The 17397-nt window shown below is 43.8% G+C and carries 14 protein-coding genes; 12 read left to right on the top strand and 2 right to left on the bottom strand.

The window, feature by feature from the left end; genetic code table 11:
- Positions 1-28 precede the first annotated feature (28 nt).
- On the top strand, positions 29-2125 hold the full coding sequence (locus MHH50_RS29700; RefSeq protein WP_081390530.1) for a cellulose biosynthesis cyclic di-GMP-binding regulatory protein BcsB: 2097 nt from the start codon (positions 29-31) through the stop codon (positions 2123-2125).
- Positions 2115-2966, top strand: coding sequence for a diguanylate cyclase (locus MHH50_RS29695; protein ID WP_036682174.1), 852 nt, complete (start codon positions 2115-2117; stop codon positions 2964-2966). Before MHH50_RS29700 ends, MHH50_RS29695 begins: the two co-directional genes overlap by 11 nt.
- A 6-nt stretch (positions 2967-2972) precedes the next feature.
- On the opposite strand, the gene MHH50_RS29690 is transcribed toward MHH50_RS29695, so the two are convergent.
- Complete coding sequence (locus MHH50_RS29690; protein ID WP_076191653.1) at positions 2973-3524, bottom strand: helix-turn-helix transcriptional regulator; 552 nt, start codon at positions 3522-3524, stop codon at positions 2973-2975.
- Positions 3525-3668: 144 nt separating this feature from the next.
- Here MHH50_RS29690 and MHH50_RS29685 point away from each other — a divergent pair, with 144 nt between their 5' ends.
- From MHH50_RS29685 to MHH50_RS29650, 8 genes are all read left to right on the top strand, one after another.
- Positions 3669-4322, top strand: a complete 654-nt coding sequence (locus MHH50_RS29685) for an alpha/beta hydrolase-fold protein (RefSeq protein WP_076191656.1) — start codon at positions 3669-3671, stop codon at positions 4320-4322.
- Positions 4319-5089: a class III extradiol ring-cleavage dioxygenase gene (locus tag MHH50_RS29680; protein WP_076309975.1), complete on the top strand. Its 771-nt coding sequence runs from the start codon at positions 4319-4321 to the stop codon at positions 5087-5089. The genes MHH50_RS29685 and MHH50_RS29680 overlap by 4 nt, the downstream gene beginning before the upstream one ends.
- Before the next feature lie 16 nt (positions 5090-5105).
- Entirely contained in the window at positions 5106-5894 is a 789-nt protein-coding gene (locus tag MHH50_RS29675) for an SDR family oxidoreductase (RefSeq protein WP_076278266.1), read from the top strand.
- Positions 5895-6117: 223 nt separating this feature from the next.
- Positions 6118-6366 carry a type B 50S ribosomal protein L31 gene (locus MHH50_RS29670; protein ID WP_036682161.1) on the top strand — a complete coding sequence of 83 codons (249 nt, stop codon included), beginning with the start codon at positions 6118-6120 and terminating at the stop codon, positions 6364-6366.
- A gap of 131 nt (positions 6367-6497) precedes the next feature.
- A complete protein-coding gene (locus MHH50_RS29665; protein WP_076124082.1) occupies positions 6498-7019 on the top strand; it encodes a YcxB family protein in 522 nt (173 codons plus the stop codon).
- An 83-nt stretch (positions 7020-7102) separates the two neighbouring features.
- On the top strand, positions 7103-8677 hold the full coding sequence (locus MHH50_RS29660) for a diguanylate cyclase (RefSeq protein WP_076282163.1): 1575 nt from the start codon (positions 7103-7105) through the stop codon (positions 8675-8677).
- Between the two features lie 33 nt (positions 8678-8710).
- Entirely contained in the window at positions 8711-9418 is a 708-nt protein-coding gene (locus MHH50_RS29655) for a DNA alkylation repair protein (protein ID WP_076218263.1), read from the top strand.
- 214 nt (positions 9419-9632) lie between these two features.
- On the top strand, positions 9633-12350 hold the full coding sequence (locus tag MHH50_RS29650) for a CHASE3 domain-containing protein (RefSeq protein WP_340033795.1): 2718 nt from the start codon (positions 9633-9635) through the stop codon (positions 12348-12350).
- A 459-nt stretch (positions 12351-12809) separates the two neighbouring features.
- Here the strand turns inward: MHH50_RS29650 and MHH50_RS29645 are convergent, their stop codons facing one another.
- Complete coding sequence (locus MHH50_RS29645) at positions 12810-13850, bottom strand: stalk domain-containing protein (RefSeq protein ID WP_340033793.1); 1041 nt, start codon at positions 13848-13850, stop codon at positions 12810-12812.
- A 191-nt stretch (positions 13851-14041) separates the two neighbouring features.
- Here MHH50_RS29645 and MHH50_RS29640 point away from each other — a divergent pair, with 191 nt between their 5' ends.
- Complete coding sequence (locus tag MHH50_RS29640; protein ID WP_076282162.1) at positions 14042-16615, top strand: DUF2339 domain-containing protein; 2574 nt, start codon at positions 14042-14044, stop codon at positions 16613-16615.
- 34 nt (positions 16616-16649) lie between these two features.
- Positions 16650-17363 carry an HAD family hydrolase gene (locus MHH50_RS29635; RefSeq protein ID WP_340033792.1) on the top strand — a complete coding sequence of 238 codons (714 nt, stop codon included), beginning with the start codon at positions 16650-16652 and terminating at the stop codon, positions 17361-17363.
- Positions 17364-17397: the final 34 nt, after the last annotated feature.

The raw sequence follows: 17397 nt of genomic DNA, 5'->3' as shown, positions 1-17397 counted from the left end.
AAAAATGTAATCACAGGAGAAACAGAACATGAAGATAAAAAAACAGCTGGTTATACTGTTAACCTGCCTCTCCCTTTTGTTAATTCCAATCCATCCTGCTGCCGCAGAGACGTTGCCGCAGGATCATAAGTCCACTTACACAACCTCATTTACGGGAACGGACTCGTCCTTAACAGGTTCGAGTGCCCAGCAGCAATATTTTGAGGTTCTGGATTATTGGAATGTGGATCAAGTAAAGATCAAACTGCATTTTCAAATTTCACAAATTACCGAAGAGCAGATTTCTAGTGTTACCTTAACGCTAAACGGCAGCCCGTTCTATACGTTTCGTCCGTCACTACAAGACAACGGCGAACAGCTGTTGACCCTCGCGGCGCCCAAGGGGTTTCTGAAAAAAGGGACGAATACGCTGGGCATTCAGGGCTATTTGAAGACAGATCGTCAAGATGACCTCTTTTGTTCGGTCGATGAAACGTCGGATAATTGGCTACATCTGTTCAATACGTCCAGTGTTAACGTGATTTATACCGCAAAGCCCTTGAGTGGAGGGATCAGTGACTTCAGCGAGCGATTCGCCGGGATAGATACCTTAACAAAGAATCAGAGTATTCTGACTGTACCGGACAAAAGCACGGCGGCAGAAATGGAAGCAGCCACTTATGCTCTCTCCGGGTTTGTTAAGGGGATTACGTTAAATGATGAGACTATTCCCTTGCTTCCCTACCGGGCAGACACTGTGCAGAATAAGGCCGCAGTTGTACTGGTAGCTATGTATGACAGAGTACCAAGCGAACTGAAAGCTCAGCTAAGCTCCACTGAAGATTTGGGTACGCACGCGCTGCTCCAGCTAGTGAATAAGGATACCCAGCCCACCTTGGTTGTAACCTCGAAGGATGAGAACTTGCTGATTAAAGCAGGTCGCTTGATTGCTAATCCAGAGCTGATCGGGCAGATCACCAGTGATCTAAAAACAGTAACGGATGCTACAGAAGTATCAGCACCTGCGCTTTCGATTAGCTCTAACATCACGTTCACTGAGACAGGTGATAAACTGACCGGGGCACATCATCAGGAGCAGACGTATTTTATTTCATTGCCAGCGAACCGCTCGATTGCCGATTCCGGTAAAATCAGATTGGATTTCCGTTATGCACAGAATTTGGATTTTACTCGTTCATTGGTTACCGTGAGCATCAACAATACTCCGATTGGCAGTAAGAAGCTGACTAAGGAACTGGCGAATGGCGATATTCTTAATCTCTCGGTGCCTCAGAACTTGAATATCTCCGGAAATTTCTCGGTGACAGTGGCTTTTGATTTGGAGATCGAAGGAGCCAGATGTATTATCGATCGGGACCAAATGCCGTGGGCTTATATCAGTAAAGATTCTGTAATGCAGCTGAATACGAAGGATCGCACGGATCTCTTATTTAATAACTATCCATATCCGTTCATCCGGGATGGGATCTATAATCATGTGGCGGTTGTACTGCCCGAACAAATGGATGATTACGCCTATTTAAGTGTATCGAATATCTTTAATCTGCTTGGTAAATATGCCAGCGGAAATATAGGGAATATCCAGTTCTATACCGATACCGTCAACGCCGATCATTTGAAAAATAATAATATCATCGCTATTGGTGCTTATAAGAATAATAAGGTGATCCGTGATCAGAATGCTAAGCTTTATTTTCAATATAACGGAGATGGAACCACAATTCGCTCCAATGAGAAAATGAGTATTGAAGAGCAATACGGCGCACGAATCGGAACACTGCAGCTGATTGATTCGCCATTTGAGGCGGGACGTGCATTGCTCGCGGTTACGGGGGTCAGCTCGGAAGAGTATTACTTAGGATCGAAGCTGCTCGCTACAGAGCGGGATAAATGGAAGGTATTTGGCGATGGCGCAATCGTTGATAAAGACGGTAATGTCAGCGCACACCGCTTCAAAACGATCACTGGAGCAGCCGAGGACTCTGTGGCCCAGAAAATAATGGAACGGTCGGATGTACTCAGTTTTATCATCGTGATTTTACTGGTGCTGACGCTGGTAGTTCTATCGCTGATCCTGCTGCTTCGCAAACACATGAAGAAACGTGGTGATAAGCGTGAGACGTAATCGCAGCTTAGTGTCGGACATCGCTCTCTTATCATTCCTGGTGTTATCGTTCCTCTGTATCGTCTTTATTGCGGGTGCACCGGATGATTACCTCCAGAATATTATCATTTTAACGGTGGCTTTTATTCTGGCCATTGTTACGTATTTTACGACGGTCACTGCGGGTCTGGTCTTGAATCTGGTATTTATCTTTGCTTACGGATTCTACACGATGTACCAGACGATAACGCTGGGGGAAACGATTAGCCTGAATACTTATTTCTGGTTAATTATGACTCCGCTATTAACGGTCGTTCTATGGGTATTCACTTTAAGCAGCCGTGATTTGCAGGTGGAGAATGAGCAGCTACGCAAAAAGACTGCCAATATGGCTATCGTAGATGAAAACACAAATTTGCGGAACAGTATTTCTTTTCAGACGGATGCTACATTATTTACAAGCATTTCGACCCGCTATCAGATTCCGCTCACCCTGCTAGTGGTGAAGGTGAAGTATTGGAAAGAGATCAGACGGATCATTCCTGAAGATCAGCTGGCAGAAGCTATCTATGACGTGTCTCAGCTTAGTCAGGCGAGTATTCGTACCAATGATGCACTCTATCTGCTAGATAAGGATGAAGCAACATGGGGCCTGCTGCTGTTCACGGACAGCGATGGGGCGAAGATTGTGATCGAGCGGATTAAGCTCAAGCTTCAGGAGTTGAATGACAATAATTTCTCCAGAAAATATAAGGTCAGCCTGGGTCTTAAGATTGGGGCGGTCGAATACCAAGCCGGCACGATTGAGAATCCGCTGGATTTCATTGTTCAGGCCAAAAAACAGCTGGAGTACGACGTGTAGGCCAGCTTAAAAATCAACGGTTTCACTATCAGCCTCTGTATGGATGGCGATGAGCACGCTTGCCGGCTCATCGCCTTTATTTATGACCAGATGTGGCACACAGGCATTCCAGCTAAAGGAATCCCCCGCTTGGAACATCCCGAAATCTTCACCTTGCTCCGCATAAACCTCACCTTTTATTACTAAATGGACCTCTTTGCCTTCGTGCGCCTGCGGAGTTTCACCCGTAGAAGTGCCCGGAGGGAAATGGACAAGCACCATTCGTACACCACCTGCCGAGCTTAAATGCTCAACTTGCAGTTTATCACTTCCGCTACTGGTGATTTGCCGCTCCTTGGAGCGTACCACCTGCATCCGCTCTTCCTTTTTTAACAGCAAATAAGCCAATGGAACGTTCAGCGCATCCGCAATCAGGCTAAGGGTTGCAATCGAAGGAGAGGTCTTATTAGTCTCAACCTGGCTCATAAAACCTTGTGACAGGCCAGTAGTTTCACAGATTTGGGCAATCGTAATATGTTTTCTTTTACGGATTGTACGAATGTTTGAACCTATATTCATTAGTAAAGCCCCTTTTGATATTAGTAATAGCAAATATATTTTTATATTAACAAATTATTAATTGACATACTAGCTAGAGGTTTATAATATTATCTTTACAAATATTATTTTTGTATTACAAATATTTTGAAGGAGTGTTTAGTTATGAAGGCACCTTATATATATGATGTCAGTCTACCTTCCGGTTACGATGAGAATCGGGTTTATCCGGTTATCTTCACCTTGCATGGCAAAGGTTCCAATGAGAAGAATATGTTCGGGCTTGTTGAGTCCTTGTCTGAAGAGTTTATTATTATCGGGATTCGGGGAAATATGATTTTAGGGGCAGGATTTCAATATTATGATCTCAAAAGTCTAGGTCATCCCATCCGCGAGCAGTTTGATCAGGCTGTATCGCAATTGCAGCAGTTTATCGAATACGCCACCGACAAATACCCTATAGATGCTAAACACCGTTATCTGCTTGGCTTCAGTCAAGGAGCCATTTTGTCCATGACTCTCGCGCTTACAATGGGGAATTTGCTTCGGGGAATTGTAGCGCTGAACGGTTATGTTCCGGGGTTTGTGAAGACGGATTATGAGCTGAAGAGTGTGCAGGAGTTATCGGTCTTCATCTCGCATGGTGAATATGATTCTGTATTTCCAATTTCAGTGGGGACAGAAACAGCCGCTTATTTCGAAGGTCTAACCCCATTATTAACCTTTAAAACTTATCCTTCGGATCATGGTGTATTACCGCAGAATCAGCAGGACCTGATCGCTTGGTTACGGCAGAACTTAGGGAGTGATAAACTATGATACCTTCTTACTTTATTGCCCATGGTGCTCCTTCTCTGGTACTTGATAACAATGCATATACGAAATTTCTTGGGGAGCTCGCTGAGAGGAATGTCAAACCGAAAGCGATTGTTGTATTTTCTGCACATTTCGAAGAACACACACAATCGGTTGGAGTTATGGAGACTTTCGACACCATCTATGATTTCTATGGCTTCCCAGATGAGATGTATCGAATGACTTATCCTGCCAAAGGGGACAATGAGGTTGCACAGCAAATTATGTCTCTGTTCCACAAGAATGGGATTGTCAGCAAATTAAATACAGAGCGTGGACTAGATCACGGAGCTTGGGCTATTCTTAAATTAATCTATCCGAATGCAGATATTCCTGTCGTGTCTTTGTCAGTTAATCGAGAGCTGTCCAATGAACAGCAATATTTAATGGGTAAGGCTTTATCTGAGCTGCGTGAGCAGGATATTATGATTATTGGCAGCGGTGGAACCGTCCATAATTTGCGTAGCGTGAAGTGGGGAATGGAGAACGTCGAGAAATGGGCGGAGACATTCGATGACTGGCTGCAGCACAGGTTGGAAGCTTGGGATACAGAGTCGCTATTTAACTATCAGGAGCTTGCTCCTTATGGCGTTGATGCAGTGCCGACTAGTGAGCACTTTATCCCCTTGATAATAGCTATGGGAGCTGGCGATAAAGGGAAGGAAGCGAAGCTGCTGCACCGAAGTTATCAGTATGGTAATTTAAGTCTTAGCTGTTGGGAGTTTAATTAAGAAGGAGGCATTAATGATGGACTTGGGACTTCGTGGGAAATCAGTTTTTGTAGCCGCAGCAAGTAAAGGATTAGGACTCGCAACTGCGCTGGAGTACGCCCGTGAGGGAGCGAAGGTAATGATCGCCAGCAGGAGTATGGAGCAGCTTGTAGACGCACAGAAAGAGATTCAGGCAGCCACAGGACAGCAGGTGAACATGGTTCAGATGGATGTGACTGTCCCAGAGGATATCGTACATGCTATTCAAACGGCTGTAGCCCTAAACGGTGGGCTTGATATTGTAGTGACCAATGCGGGGGGGCCTCATGGCGGAGGTTTCGATGATATGGAAGACGCGGATTGGAACCAGGGGTTTGAGCTCACACTGATGAGTACCATTCGTTTGATCCGTGAATCACTGCCGCATCTGCGCTCTTCTGGGGCAGGGCGAATCGTTAATATAAGCTCGATTTCTATCAAGCAGCCTATTGAGGGGTTAATTCTTTCCAATGTTTTTCGCGCTGGCGTGTATGCCTTGACCAAGAGCTTGGCTACTGAGCTGGCTGCGGATCGCATTTTAATTAATACGATCGCACCAGGGCGTATTGCAACCGACCGGATTCTTCAACTAGACGGCAAACGTGCACAAGCAGAGGGGATCCCTATGGAGCAGATTCAAGAGGAAGCGCTGCTGCAAATCCCGTTAGGAAGATTGGGCACGCCCGAAGAATTCGGCAAGGCTGCTGTTTTTCTAGGCTCTTTTGCGAATACTTATGTTACGGGACAATCTCTTTTAGTCGATGGAGGAATGGTGAAATCGCTCTAACCTCCGGCGTTATGGGTAGGCTTTGAAAGGTTATGGAAAAATTAGTAATTTGAATATTAGTTGCTTTGTGCTCTAAATAAGCGTATGATGGAGCGGTGGTCTAAATCGTAAGATTTACGAATTTTCCTACGTTTATTAGGTTATTCTATATATAAACCTACAGATCATTTGGATAATTTACCATAAAGGCTCCACGAATTTATTCAGAAGGAGGACGATCAGAATGAGAGAAGGCATACATCCTAAGTACAACCAAGTGATTTTCTTGGATGCAAGCGTAGGCTTCAAGTTCTTGAGTGCATCTACTAAATCATCCAATGAAACTATGGAATGGGAAGACGGCAACACTTACCCAGTGCTCCGTGTGGACGCAAGTTCCGCATCCCACCCATTTTACACTGGTAAACAAAGAGATACAGAACAAGGCGGCCGTGTTGATAAGTTCAAACAACGTCTTGCACAAAAGAAATAAGAATCCTTACGGATTGAAGAGGGACAACCCATGTAGAAGCAATCGCTTCGGGGATGTCCCTTTTTTGTGTTCAGGCATGTTAAAATGAGATGAATTTAAAAATATACATGGCGTCGAGGGAGCGATCAGTGATGGAAAATGTAATAAAAGTAGATACAGTCCTAAAGAGTGAAGACGTTCAGGAGTTTAACTTATGGTTCAGCTTGAATAGCCGGATTATACTCAACTCTTTTAGCGTAGTCGCTTACTTTATGATTTTGTTATTAATTACTAAGGATTACAGTACTCAAAGCATCTCAATCCTGGCTGTGACTGCTATAATTCTTGCCGCTGTCTTATGGTATATGACCAAGGCAAGCTTGATCAAAAAATCGAAAAAGGCGTTCAAAACAGATAACCTAATTCAGCAACCGCAAAATTATACGATTTCAGATGAAGGCATATCTTATCTTTCCGAAGCGGGCACTGGGCAAGTGAAGTGGGAAGAGATACATAAGATAGGTGAAACTACGAACTTGTTTGTGTTTTTTGTGTCCACACAGAGAGCGCTGATTATCCCTAAACGTTTCTTTGAATCGGCACAAGATAAAATAACATTTAAGGATTTAGCCAGAAAATATATGTTCTCCAATCGGGTGAAATTTAAAGCATAAGATGTGCTGTTATTGTTGATTCATTTGTACCAAGGATTAGGCTATAATGATAGGAGCGACTTGAAAAATAGGAGAAATATGGCATGCCATGGATTCAGGGATATCCGTATTACTTATTAATGGGCAGTGTTCTAAGTCTGTACATGGGCGTCAGCTCCTATCGGCACCGTAAGTTAGCAGGGAGACGCTATTTGTGGATCTTAATGCTGTTAGTCAGCCTTATATTTGTTGCAACGGCGGGAGAGATTATGTCACCCTCTTTTCAGTCTAAGCTGTGGTGGAAGAATGTACAGCAGGCTCCGCTTTTTTTTAGTGCGCTCTTTACTTATGCTGTGGTAAAAGAATACGTATCTCCTTCCACAGGGCGCCTGCCCGTGAAGCTTGCCATCTTCTCTATCCCTATTGTTATGGATGTACTTCTTATTTTTACGGATAGCTATTATCATCTGATGCGCAGTGAAGTGTCCGTCCTGACGGTCGCGGGTGTTAGTGGAATTGCTGTAAAGCCTACGCTCCTTAGTATGGCTTTTATTGCGTATGATCAGCTTTTTGGGCTATATGCAGTCTGCTTGCTTGCAGTTTCCCTACTGAATACCCCGAGAGTTTATTTGCGGACTAATGTCCTGCTGTTGGCGGGTTTGCTGGTTCCGGTTATTTCCGTCTTTTTACTTCCCCTCTTGAAGATTACCATTACAGGTTTTACGGCGTTTACTTATTTGCCTGCGATTATAGCGGCTTATTTCGCACTTTTTGTTAGCTCCAAATTAACCATCTTCCCTCTAACCAAAAACAAAATTCTAGAGCACATGAAAGACGGGGTAGTTCTGACTGACCGTTATGATAATATCATTGGCATAAACGATGCGGCGACTGCTATTTTATACGACATTACCCGAATAGCGAACGATAACTGGATGGGAAAAAACATTGATCTTTTTATGAAATCTCACAAAGACATTGCAGCTCATTACAATCAGAGGACGGAAGGACAGTTTGAGGTAGTTTGTTCTGGCGCAGAGGAGCTCTATTATGGGGTTTCTTTAATTGCTACGGAACATGCGGCAACAGAGAATAAGGGTATGCTTATTGTGTTTAGTGATCATAGTGAGAAAAAGCGATATGAGCGTGAACTGGTCTATCAGGCAACGGTTGACGATCTGACAGGGCTTTATAATCGCAGGCATTTCATGCAAAGGGTCCAGAATCAAACGATCCCGGATGGATTAGGGTTGGCTCTGCTGTTATTTGACATCGATGATTTTAAATTAATTAATGATACTTATGGTCATTTAGCGGGCGATCAGGCGTTAGTTGATTTCTCGAATAAAATCCTTCAGGTATACCAGAATAAAGGTATTGCTGGAAGAGTAGGTGGCGAGGAATTTGCTGTATGCTTTTTCGCTGAAGATAAACGTGCAGCCTTAAAAGAAGCAGAGGATTTTCGTACAATGATGAGTGATTACACGATAATCTTGAATGAACAGGATAGCATTCATCTTACCGCAAGTATCGGAATCTCTTTTACGGAGCGTAGAGAGGTGACTTTCGAAGATTTATATCGGGAAGCGGATGAAGCGTTATATCACTCTAAGAATACAGGGAAGAACAGAGTTACGTTAGGTCGTGAACCGATCATAAGAGAAACAGTAAAGGGATAAGAACATTGAAGATAAAGGAGTGTCCTAATGAATCTGACTGTTGATGAAGTGATGAGCAAGCTTGAGGAGATGGGTACAGAGCAGACGAAACATACCTTCTTACGACATGGCGCAGTGGAACCTTTATTTGGAGTAAAGGTAGGGGATATGAAGAAGCTGGTTAAGGATGTGAAAAAAGATCAGAGTCTGGCAAGGGCTTTGTATCAGACAGGCAATTACGATGCAATGTATTTGGCTGGGCTAACGGTCAATCCTAAGACTATGACGAAGGAAGAGCTTCAAAGCTGGGCTTCGGCGGCCAACTGGCATGCGGTAGTGGAATATATAGTATCCCCTCTCGCCGCAGAGAGTCCATATGGATTGGAACTTGCGAGAGAGTGGATTCGTTCCTCAGATGAACTAATAGCTATTTGCGGCTGGAGCACTTATGCCAATTACATTTCAATTACACCGGATGATAAGCTGGACATTGCTGAGATTAGGGAGTTGTTACAACAAGTGGGTGCTACTATTCATCAGGAGCGAAATCGTGTCCGTTATACGATGAATACTTTCGTAATTATGGTGGGCAGCAGTATCACAGAACTGCATGAGGAGACAGCAAAGATCGCAGCAGGTATAGGTAAGGTCCAGGTGAACATGGGACAAACCGCTTGTAAAGTTCCCATGGCTGTTGATTATATCGCTAAGGTTGAACAGGCTGGGAAGCTTGGTGTGAAGAAGAAAACTTGTATTTGCTAAGTTAGATATTTAGGTAACCCTTCAAGGTGAAAGGCACTTGTGGGTTTTTTTTTATTCCGGGATAAACAAGTGTTTCAACCCTGCTGAAATTGTTTAAATTAGCCACAGCCAAAACTTACATAGAAGAATAATTAAAGCCGTAGTTCAAGTAATCCTTTGTAATGATGTAGAATAGGAAGGGGTTTATAGTTAGAAGACAGGACGGGGGCTAGTTGTGAACAAACGCCGATTTACATTGCAGTATAAAATACTGTCAATTACAGTTTTAATCGTGATCTGTCTATTAGGATTTGTTTTTGTCATGCATGGAAGAATTAATGAGCTGCAGCGGGAGACCAGCTTTATTTCTCATCAGGACCGAGAGATTACTAATTTGGCTAATCTGATCGAAAAGAATGTTTTAGATATGGAAACGGGCCAACGTGGATATGTCATCACTGGCGATAACAAGTATCTGGAGCCCTACAATTTGGGTAAGGCTGAATGGGAAGCTAATTATGATAAGCTTTACGTGCTGACTGCTAATGATTCCTTTCAGCTTCAGCGACTTGTGGGTATCGAAAGTGATATTAAACAGTGGATCAAGCAATCTGGTGATTATTTGATCCAGTTAAAAAAAGAGGGACAGGAAGCTGAGATCCTAAGATACTTCAATTCAGACGATGGCAAAGATCAAATGGACCGGATTCGTAATCAAATCAGCGCTTACCGCGAGACGATGAATGAGAACACTAACAGCCTGATAGCTAGACAAGCAGACAAGAATAAATTTCTGCTTGAGCTTCTTTATATTGCTTGGGCATTTATAGCTGTTACTTCCATAATTGCCTCATGGATCAATTCACGCGCCATCGTTAGTACGATTCATAAAGTTACCCATACGATTGTGGGTTTAGATTCTATCGAGGATAAGAAGACAAGGATAGAGATTACCACAAATGATGAAATTAGAGATCTGAGCATAGCAACGAATCATCTGATAGACATGCAACAAGAGCGGATATGGATTCAGGATAACGCAAACGATTTATTGGCTAGGTATCAGGGTATAACACAAATCCCGAAACTGGGGGACGTTTTTCTTGGCAAAACAGCAGAAGTTATTGATTACCCATATGGTTCCTTATATGTGCGGACACAAGAACATGAGCAGGACTTTTTAAAAAGAGTCTCTACTTTTGCCGGAAACAGCAATTTCCCGGATTCGCAGACCTTCTATATCGGTGAAGGACTAGTTGGACAATGTGCTAAAGAGGCACGTCTGATGCATGTACAGGAGCTGCCGGAGTGTTATATCAGTATTGAGTCCGGGCTAGGCGCCTCTGTACCGAAGTCGCTGTTGCTGCTGCCAATTTCTTTTTCAGGTGAGGTAGTTGCTGTGGTGGAAATCGCCTCCTTTGCTCCACTTACGGAACTGCAGATTAGGTTTTTGAAATCTATTTCGAATGCGTTTGGCTCTGCCATTAACAGCACGATTAGCAGTATGAGAATCGATCAGCTGCTGGAGCAATCTCAACGTCTTAACGAAGAGCTTCAAGTATATACGGAAGAACTACAAACTCAGTCAGAGGAGCTGCAGATCCAGACAGAGACGCTGCATGCAACGAATAGAAAGCTGGAAGATAAGAATCTGCTTGCAGAACAAAAGTCAGTTGAGGCAGAAAAAGCACGAACGGAGCTTAGTCAATATGCAGAGTTATTGCAGCAAAGCTCACAATATAAGTCGGAGTTTCTGGCTAATATGTCTCATGAACTGCGAACTCCGCTTAACGGCATTTTGCTGCTCTCGGAATTTCTTATGGAGAACCAGTCGGGAGCCTTAAGTGAAGAGGATATTGAATTCTCAAAAGCTATTCATTCTTCGGGACAAGATCTGTTGGCGTTGATTAATGACATTCTGGATTTGTCCAAGGTTGAGGCGGGGAAGCTGAATATTGAAATTGAAGCGATAAATATATCGGAGATTCCGGAGGCGATGACTCAGAACTTCAGCCAGCTTGCTCATAAAAAAGAGATTCCTTTGCACATACAGCTAGGAGAGGACTTACCCCCGTTGTTTTATTCGGATGCTCAAAGGGTGCGGCAAATTATTATAAATCTGCTGTCCAATGCGTTTAAGTTTACAGCGGAAGGTGCAGTCACTCTGGAAATCCGTTTAGCAACTAAGGACGAGCTGCTGGATTTGGCAGATTTGGGTGTTGGGGTATTTATTGCCTTCGCCATCAAGGATACTGGAATTGGGATTGCAGAAGACAAACAGTCCATCATCTTCGAAGCATTTCAACAGGCGAATGGAAATACAGAACGTCAATATGGGGGAACTGGGCTTGGTTTATCCATATCCAGAGAGCTGGCAACCTTACTTGGTGGTAGAATTACGCTGGAGAGCCAAGAGGGTGTGGGCAGTGTCTTTACAGTGTATTTGCCTTTGCAGCTTGAGGCTCCAAGCCTTGAGGAAGTGGCTGATCAAGCGACTGTTATTCAAGAGATCGGGAGTGGAGTGGTACTTTCCGCTACAACGGCTGAGGATATACGTACTGACTTCACTTCTCTAAATCAAAAGCATGTACTTATCGTGGATGATGATGAACGGAATTTGTTCGCTTTATCAAATACTTTAAGAAAGCGCGGGCTGCATGTAACTACAGCTACTAACGGAGAGAGCGGCCTGTATGAACTGGAGCAAGCGGCTTCTATAGATATCGTTCTTATGGATATTATGATGCCAGTGATGAACGGGTATGAGGCAATCAATCGGATCAGACAAATGCCCGCGAAGAAGGATATTCCCATCATTGCACTGACTGCAAAAGCGATGAAGGAAGATAAGGCTAAAATCCTACAGGCTGGGGCAACAGATTATCTCAGTAAGCCTGTTAACTTGGAGCGTTTATTAGCGTTGATGCAATTGATACTGGCTAGCGATTCATGAGCTAGACCTCCAACTTCGGACAACTCGAGTGAAGTTGTGCGAACGAAGTAACTATAATCTGCTCTGCTATCGGACACAGCTGACCGTTAACGCAGCTTTTTACCACATTTGTAATTCTAACGGACCCCACTGACGCTATTGGCATAAAAAACATCGAATATGCCCCTCTTTTTAATGAATAGTGGCGCTGGAGTCCGAAACGCTGCTCTGAAGGCAGAAAATTCGCAAATAAAGTCAGCTGGGTCCGTAAGGCTCGCGATTATGATCATCCCAAACTCTGCAGCAAGGCAAGTAAAAGTGTGACCAAGCGTTCAGCCGGCTTTCGTTTACCTCACAAATCGGCTGAAGCGAGTCAGCCAACCTATAGTCTATAACGCAAAACAGCGATCCTCCCATAACGGAAGAATCGCTGTTTTAATGTCTCTTTGGAATATTTTTAATAAGATTCCAGTCTCTCTCTTATTGTTGTGCAGAATCTACTACAACTTTGACAGCTGTGCCGATGGGTGGCAGGCTTCTGGTCAGCACTGGGCTGTAGAATCCGATAACTTTTGTGCCTTTAACAAGCTCGCTGCTTTTAACAGCTTCGCCGTCTTTGTTAATGAGCACTGTGTCTCCGCTAATGCGCAGTACTACTTCTTTTTGTGACAATTCGCTCAGGCCACTACCTTTAACAGTGATACTGATATTTCCCTTATCGTCTTTTTGAACTTCTTCAATAGTACCAGCAGTACCTAGAAGATCATCTTGTTTTTGCTTATCCAGAACGGTGATTTTGTAAGTTGGTGTTTGTGGCGGAAGACTCATAGTCATGACCATGGAGTGTTCTGCTTTTACTGTCATCCCGATATGGAGATCTTTGAGTGCAATTTTAGTGCCGTCAGCCATCTCAATAGCCGTATCTTCCCCTACATTTAATACGATTCCATCCGTACCTACACCTTGGATTTGAACGGATTGGTATTTACCACCATCATAGACTGCTGTAATCACACCAGTCTTAGTCATGTGCTGCTCGGCGGCATTTGTGTTGATCACAATGGAATCTCCCTTCACAGTCATGTTTTGATGAATTACTTCGCTTAAAAAGGAAGCCGGGACATACAAAGTGGAGTCAACCAATTGTGGTGCAGTTCCAAGTGTTGTATTCATTTTGTTGATACTATAACGGTCTTCTCCAGCTTTCACTGTAGTGAATACAGCGCCATTGATAAGTTCAACGGATTTATTCTGTGCATTCCAGGTTAATTCAAATCCAAGGGCTTCAGTAATTGAACGTAGTGGTACCATCGGCTCTTTACCGCTTGTGCTTTGGAAGCCTGTTTCTTTAATAGTCGATCCGTTGATTTCAATCGCAAACGTCTTTTGATTAACGCTAGCGGAGGTTTGTGTAGCCTCATTTTTAGCAGAAGTTGTGGTGGGTGCAGCATAAGCTGCTCCTGTAGAAAGTGCTAGGGACAAAGTTAAAAGAACTGTACTTGTTTTTAAAATGTTGTTCATGGTTGTGAGCTCCTTTTAAAATCTTTTGTTAGTGTTGTTATTATTCTGACGGGACACCCCTCCAAAATGTTGCAGTTTTTTTGCATCCCGATTGTAATCTTCATTCACTGCAAATATAAAAAAAGCATAAGACCCCCCAGCTATATGTAGTAATATGTAAGTATTAACAATCGCTCACATAAGGAGGCGCTATGGAGTCATTCAAAGATCGACTGAGATTCATGAAGGTACAGCAGGACGGGCTGATTAAGGAATATGAGGCTCTGATCGCGGAATATGAAAGTCACGATCTGGTCAACGAGAATGAATACTTGAAGAAGCAATATGAGAAGCATAAGCTCGCTTTGGTCGAGCTAAAGACTCAGGTAGGTAAGCTTCAAGAAGAGAATACTGAGCTAAGAGTTGCGCTAACGGAACAAATTTTAGATGAAAAGCTGGGCATTCTAAAAGTGTCGAGGCAGAAGCTGCAAACTTATTTTGCCTCTAGAAGCCACGCTCATACGGATCGGCTGACGGCTTTTGAAGTGGAGACGAAACGCCATATTCAGCAGCTGTACCACACAGCCTCCAGGCAGCTGGGTGAGGAACAAGCAGAGATATCCAGTCGACTCGGGGCGTTGGCGGCAGAATTAAATGAGCGTGTGCTGGCACAGCGGCAGAGACTGAGGGAAGCGGAGCTTCGCCTCAACTCGGGCATGGATAATGGATTACATGATTTTGCTTCGGAAGAGATCAGTGAAGAGGTGCTTAAGCGCCGAAGAAAACAAAATCAGATCGAAATGAAGATTGGACTAAGCTGGATTAACAAGCTGGGTATTCTACTGTTGATTTTGGCGGTGGGGGCAGGCTTCCGGTATACCTATTCCAACTGGTTCACAGGTTATATGAAGGGAAGCGCTTTTTTTCTACTGGGATTATTGATGTTGGGAGGCGGGGAGTGGTTATACCGCAAAGGAAAAGGCACCTTCGCTTTAGGGCTGCTTGGCGGCGGGATTTCGGTGCTGTATGGCTCTATTTTTTATAGCTATTTTCTGCTTGATATTATTAGTATATATGTAGGGTTATCCTTGTCTGTACTCGTTACTTTAACTGCGGTACTCCTGTCTTTAAGGTATGAATCACGGAGTATTTGTGCGCTGGGCTTAATCGGAGGATATCTGCCCTTATACTCTTATCTGGGGGCGTTTGGCCTTTCGGGCAACGCGGTTTATGTGGCTATGGGTTACTTGTTTTTATTGAATTTATTCATCTTATTGATTTCTTTCCGCAAACGCTGGAACGTTGTCAATTATATCAGCTACTTATTTAATACACCCTCCATGCTCATATTAATAGCTTTGTCGGATAGCAACGGAATTAATATGTGTTATGCTGTTTTGACTTTTGCGATGTATCTGGGAATTACCTTGTGGTACCCGTTCAAATATCGTTCCAAGCTGTCCTGGTGGGATTTCTCTCTCTTAGGATGTAATACGTTTATTAGCTGTCTCACCTTGTATATTTTATTTATGGATGCAGGACTGAAGGATTACAATGGAGCACTGGCGTTGCTTTTCTGCCTGCTGTATCTCGGTCTGGGTCGAGGGCTTGAGAAGCTGATGCCACAGGAAAAAGAAAGCATGCTGCTGTTCTATGCCACTTCACTGACCTTCGGCATATTGATGATTCCATTTCAATTTGGAGCGGCTTGGTGGTCCATCGGTTGGCTGATTGAGGGCGTCGTTCTTACGCTGTATGGCAATCTGAACCGCTTTAAGGGGATGGAAAGGGCGGGCTGGGGCATTATGATGCTCTGCCTTGTAGTATTCTTCTGTCTAAATGTACCGACGCAGTGGGTTGCAGACTATCAATGGACGAATTTTAGAGATGTCTACTTCCCGCTAAAATATGTCTTTATCACAGCAGGCATGCTGATTGTCGCGGTGTTGTATGCTGTTCAGCATAACCGTAAGGATGCTCTTCAGCGCAGCGAACCTTATGAAATCACCTTAGCGTTGTGGTTCAAATATGCGGCGTTATTAAATTTCTGGATCTACGGCTTGTATGAATCGGGAAGATTGTATCATCTGGTTGTACCGGAGGATTTTGCGCATAGAACCTTCTATAATTTGCTGCTGTCCGCTGTATGGACCTTGGTTCTGGCTTACGTGCTGCCAAAGGTGAAGGTGCTGTATGACACGATTGTTAAATATTTTGTGAGACTTCTGTTTGGGATTGGCTACGTCATTTGTATAGTGATTACAGTAGGACTGCCAAGTCTGCAAAATAATTTCGCGCAAAATACAGCAGCTGATTATATCGCACTGGCCGTACTGATTATCTTTAATATCTTTGTTTGGTTTAGCGGACGTGATCTGCTGATTGCAGCGCTGAATCGTCAGTTTAAGAGTATGGAGATCTATCCTGTTTTCATGGCGATTTATTTACTTGGCATTATCACCGCTTTCTTAGGAGTGCAATTGCAATTGAGCGATGCAGGGTTAATTTTTAGTCTCATTTATCTACTGTTAGCCGTTCTATTTATCATGTATGGCTTCCGCAAAAGGTATGTGTACATCCGGCGCTTCGGCCTTGGATTAACGCTGCTGGCCACGGGCAAGCTGCTGCTCTATGATTTGGGTCTGCTGAATACTGGCAGCAAAATCATAGCCTATGCCAGCTTTGGTATCTGCTTGCTCGGTATCTCCTATCTCTATCAAAAGGTGTCAAACCGGATGGAGGAGGGCCAGACAACCACCGACAATGGCAATGGTACTAAGGGATAAAACACAGAGAGAATAATAGGAAGGAAGACGGTGGATGTACGAGACTTATATTTTCGACCTGTATGGCACATTAATCGATATTCAGACAGATGAGGAGAAGCAGGAGGTATGGGATCGATTATCGCTCCATTTCGGATATCAGGGGATGTCCATAACAGGAAGTGAGCTACAGGCACAATTTCTGCGGGAGAGGGATTTACAGCTCGCCGAAGCCGCACGGAATTGTCAGTATCCAGATTTCGTAATGGAGGATGTGTTTCGTTCTGTGGCCCGTCAATTGGGTGGGGAACCGGATCAAGCGTGGTTACATGAAACGGTTAGATGGCTGCGGACATTATCGATGATCCATATCTCACTTTATGAGGGTGTGGTTGAAATTCTGCAAACATTAAGAGAACGTGGCAAAAAGGTGTTTTTGCTCTCCAATGGCCAGAAAATCTTTATAGAAGCAGAATTAATGATGCTGGGTATTCTTCCTTTATTCGATGGCATTGCCATTTCCTCCGAAGCAGGAGTGAGTAAGCCGGATCCGCTATTTTATCGTTATTTAGTTGAACATTATGGAGCGGATTTGCGTTCGGCCATCATGATCGGGAATGATCCCCGTACCGATATTGCAGGGGCGCTAACGATAGGAATAGATTCCTGTTACATTCGTACGGCTTCTTCACCCCACGATACGACTGTGGAGAGTACTCAATCGATTTGGGACGGGGATTTGCGGAAGATCCCCGGATGGAACGCTTAGACACACAAAAAGTCCCCGTAACCGGATTCTTGCT

This window comes from Paenibacillus sp. FSL H3-0302, from assembly GCF_037982245.1.
Lineage (GTDB): Bacteria > Bacillota > Bacilli > Paenibacillales > Paenibacillaceae > Paenibacillus_AQ > Paenibacillus_AQ odorifer.
This window is presented reverse-complemented; position numbering and strand designations above follow the sequence as displayed.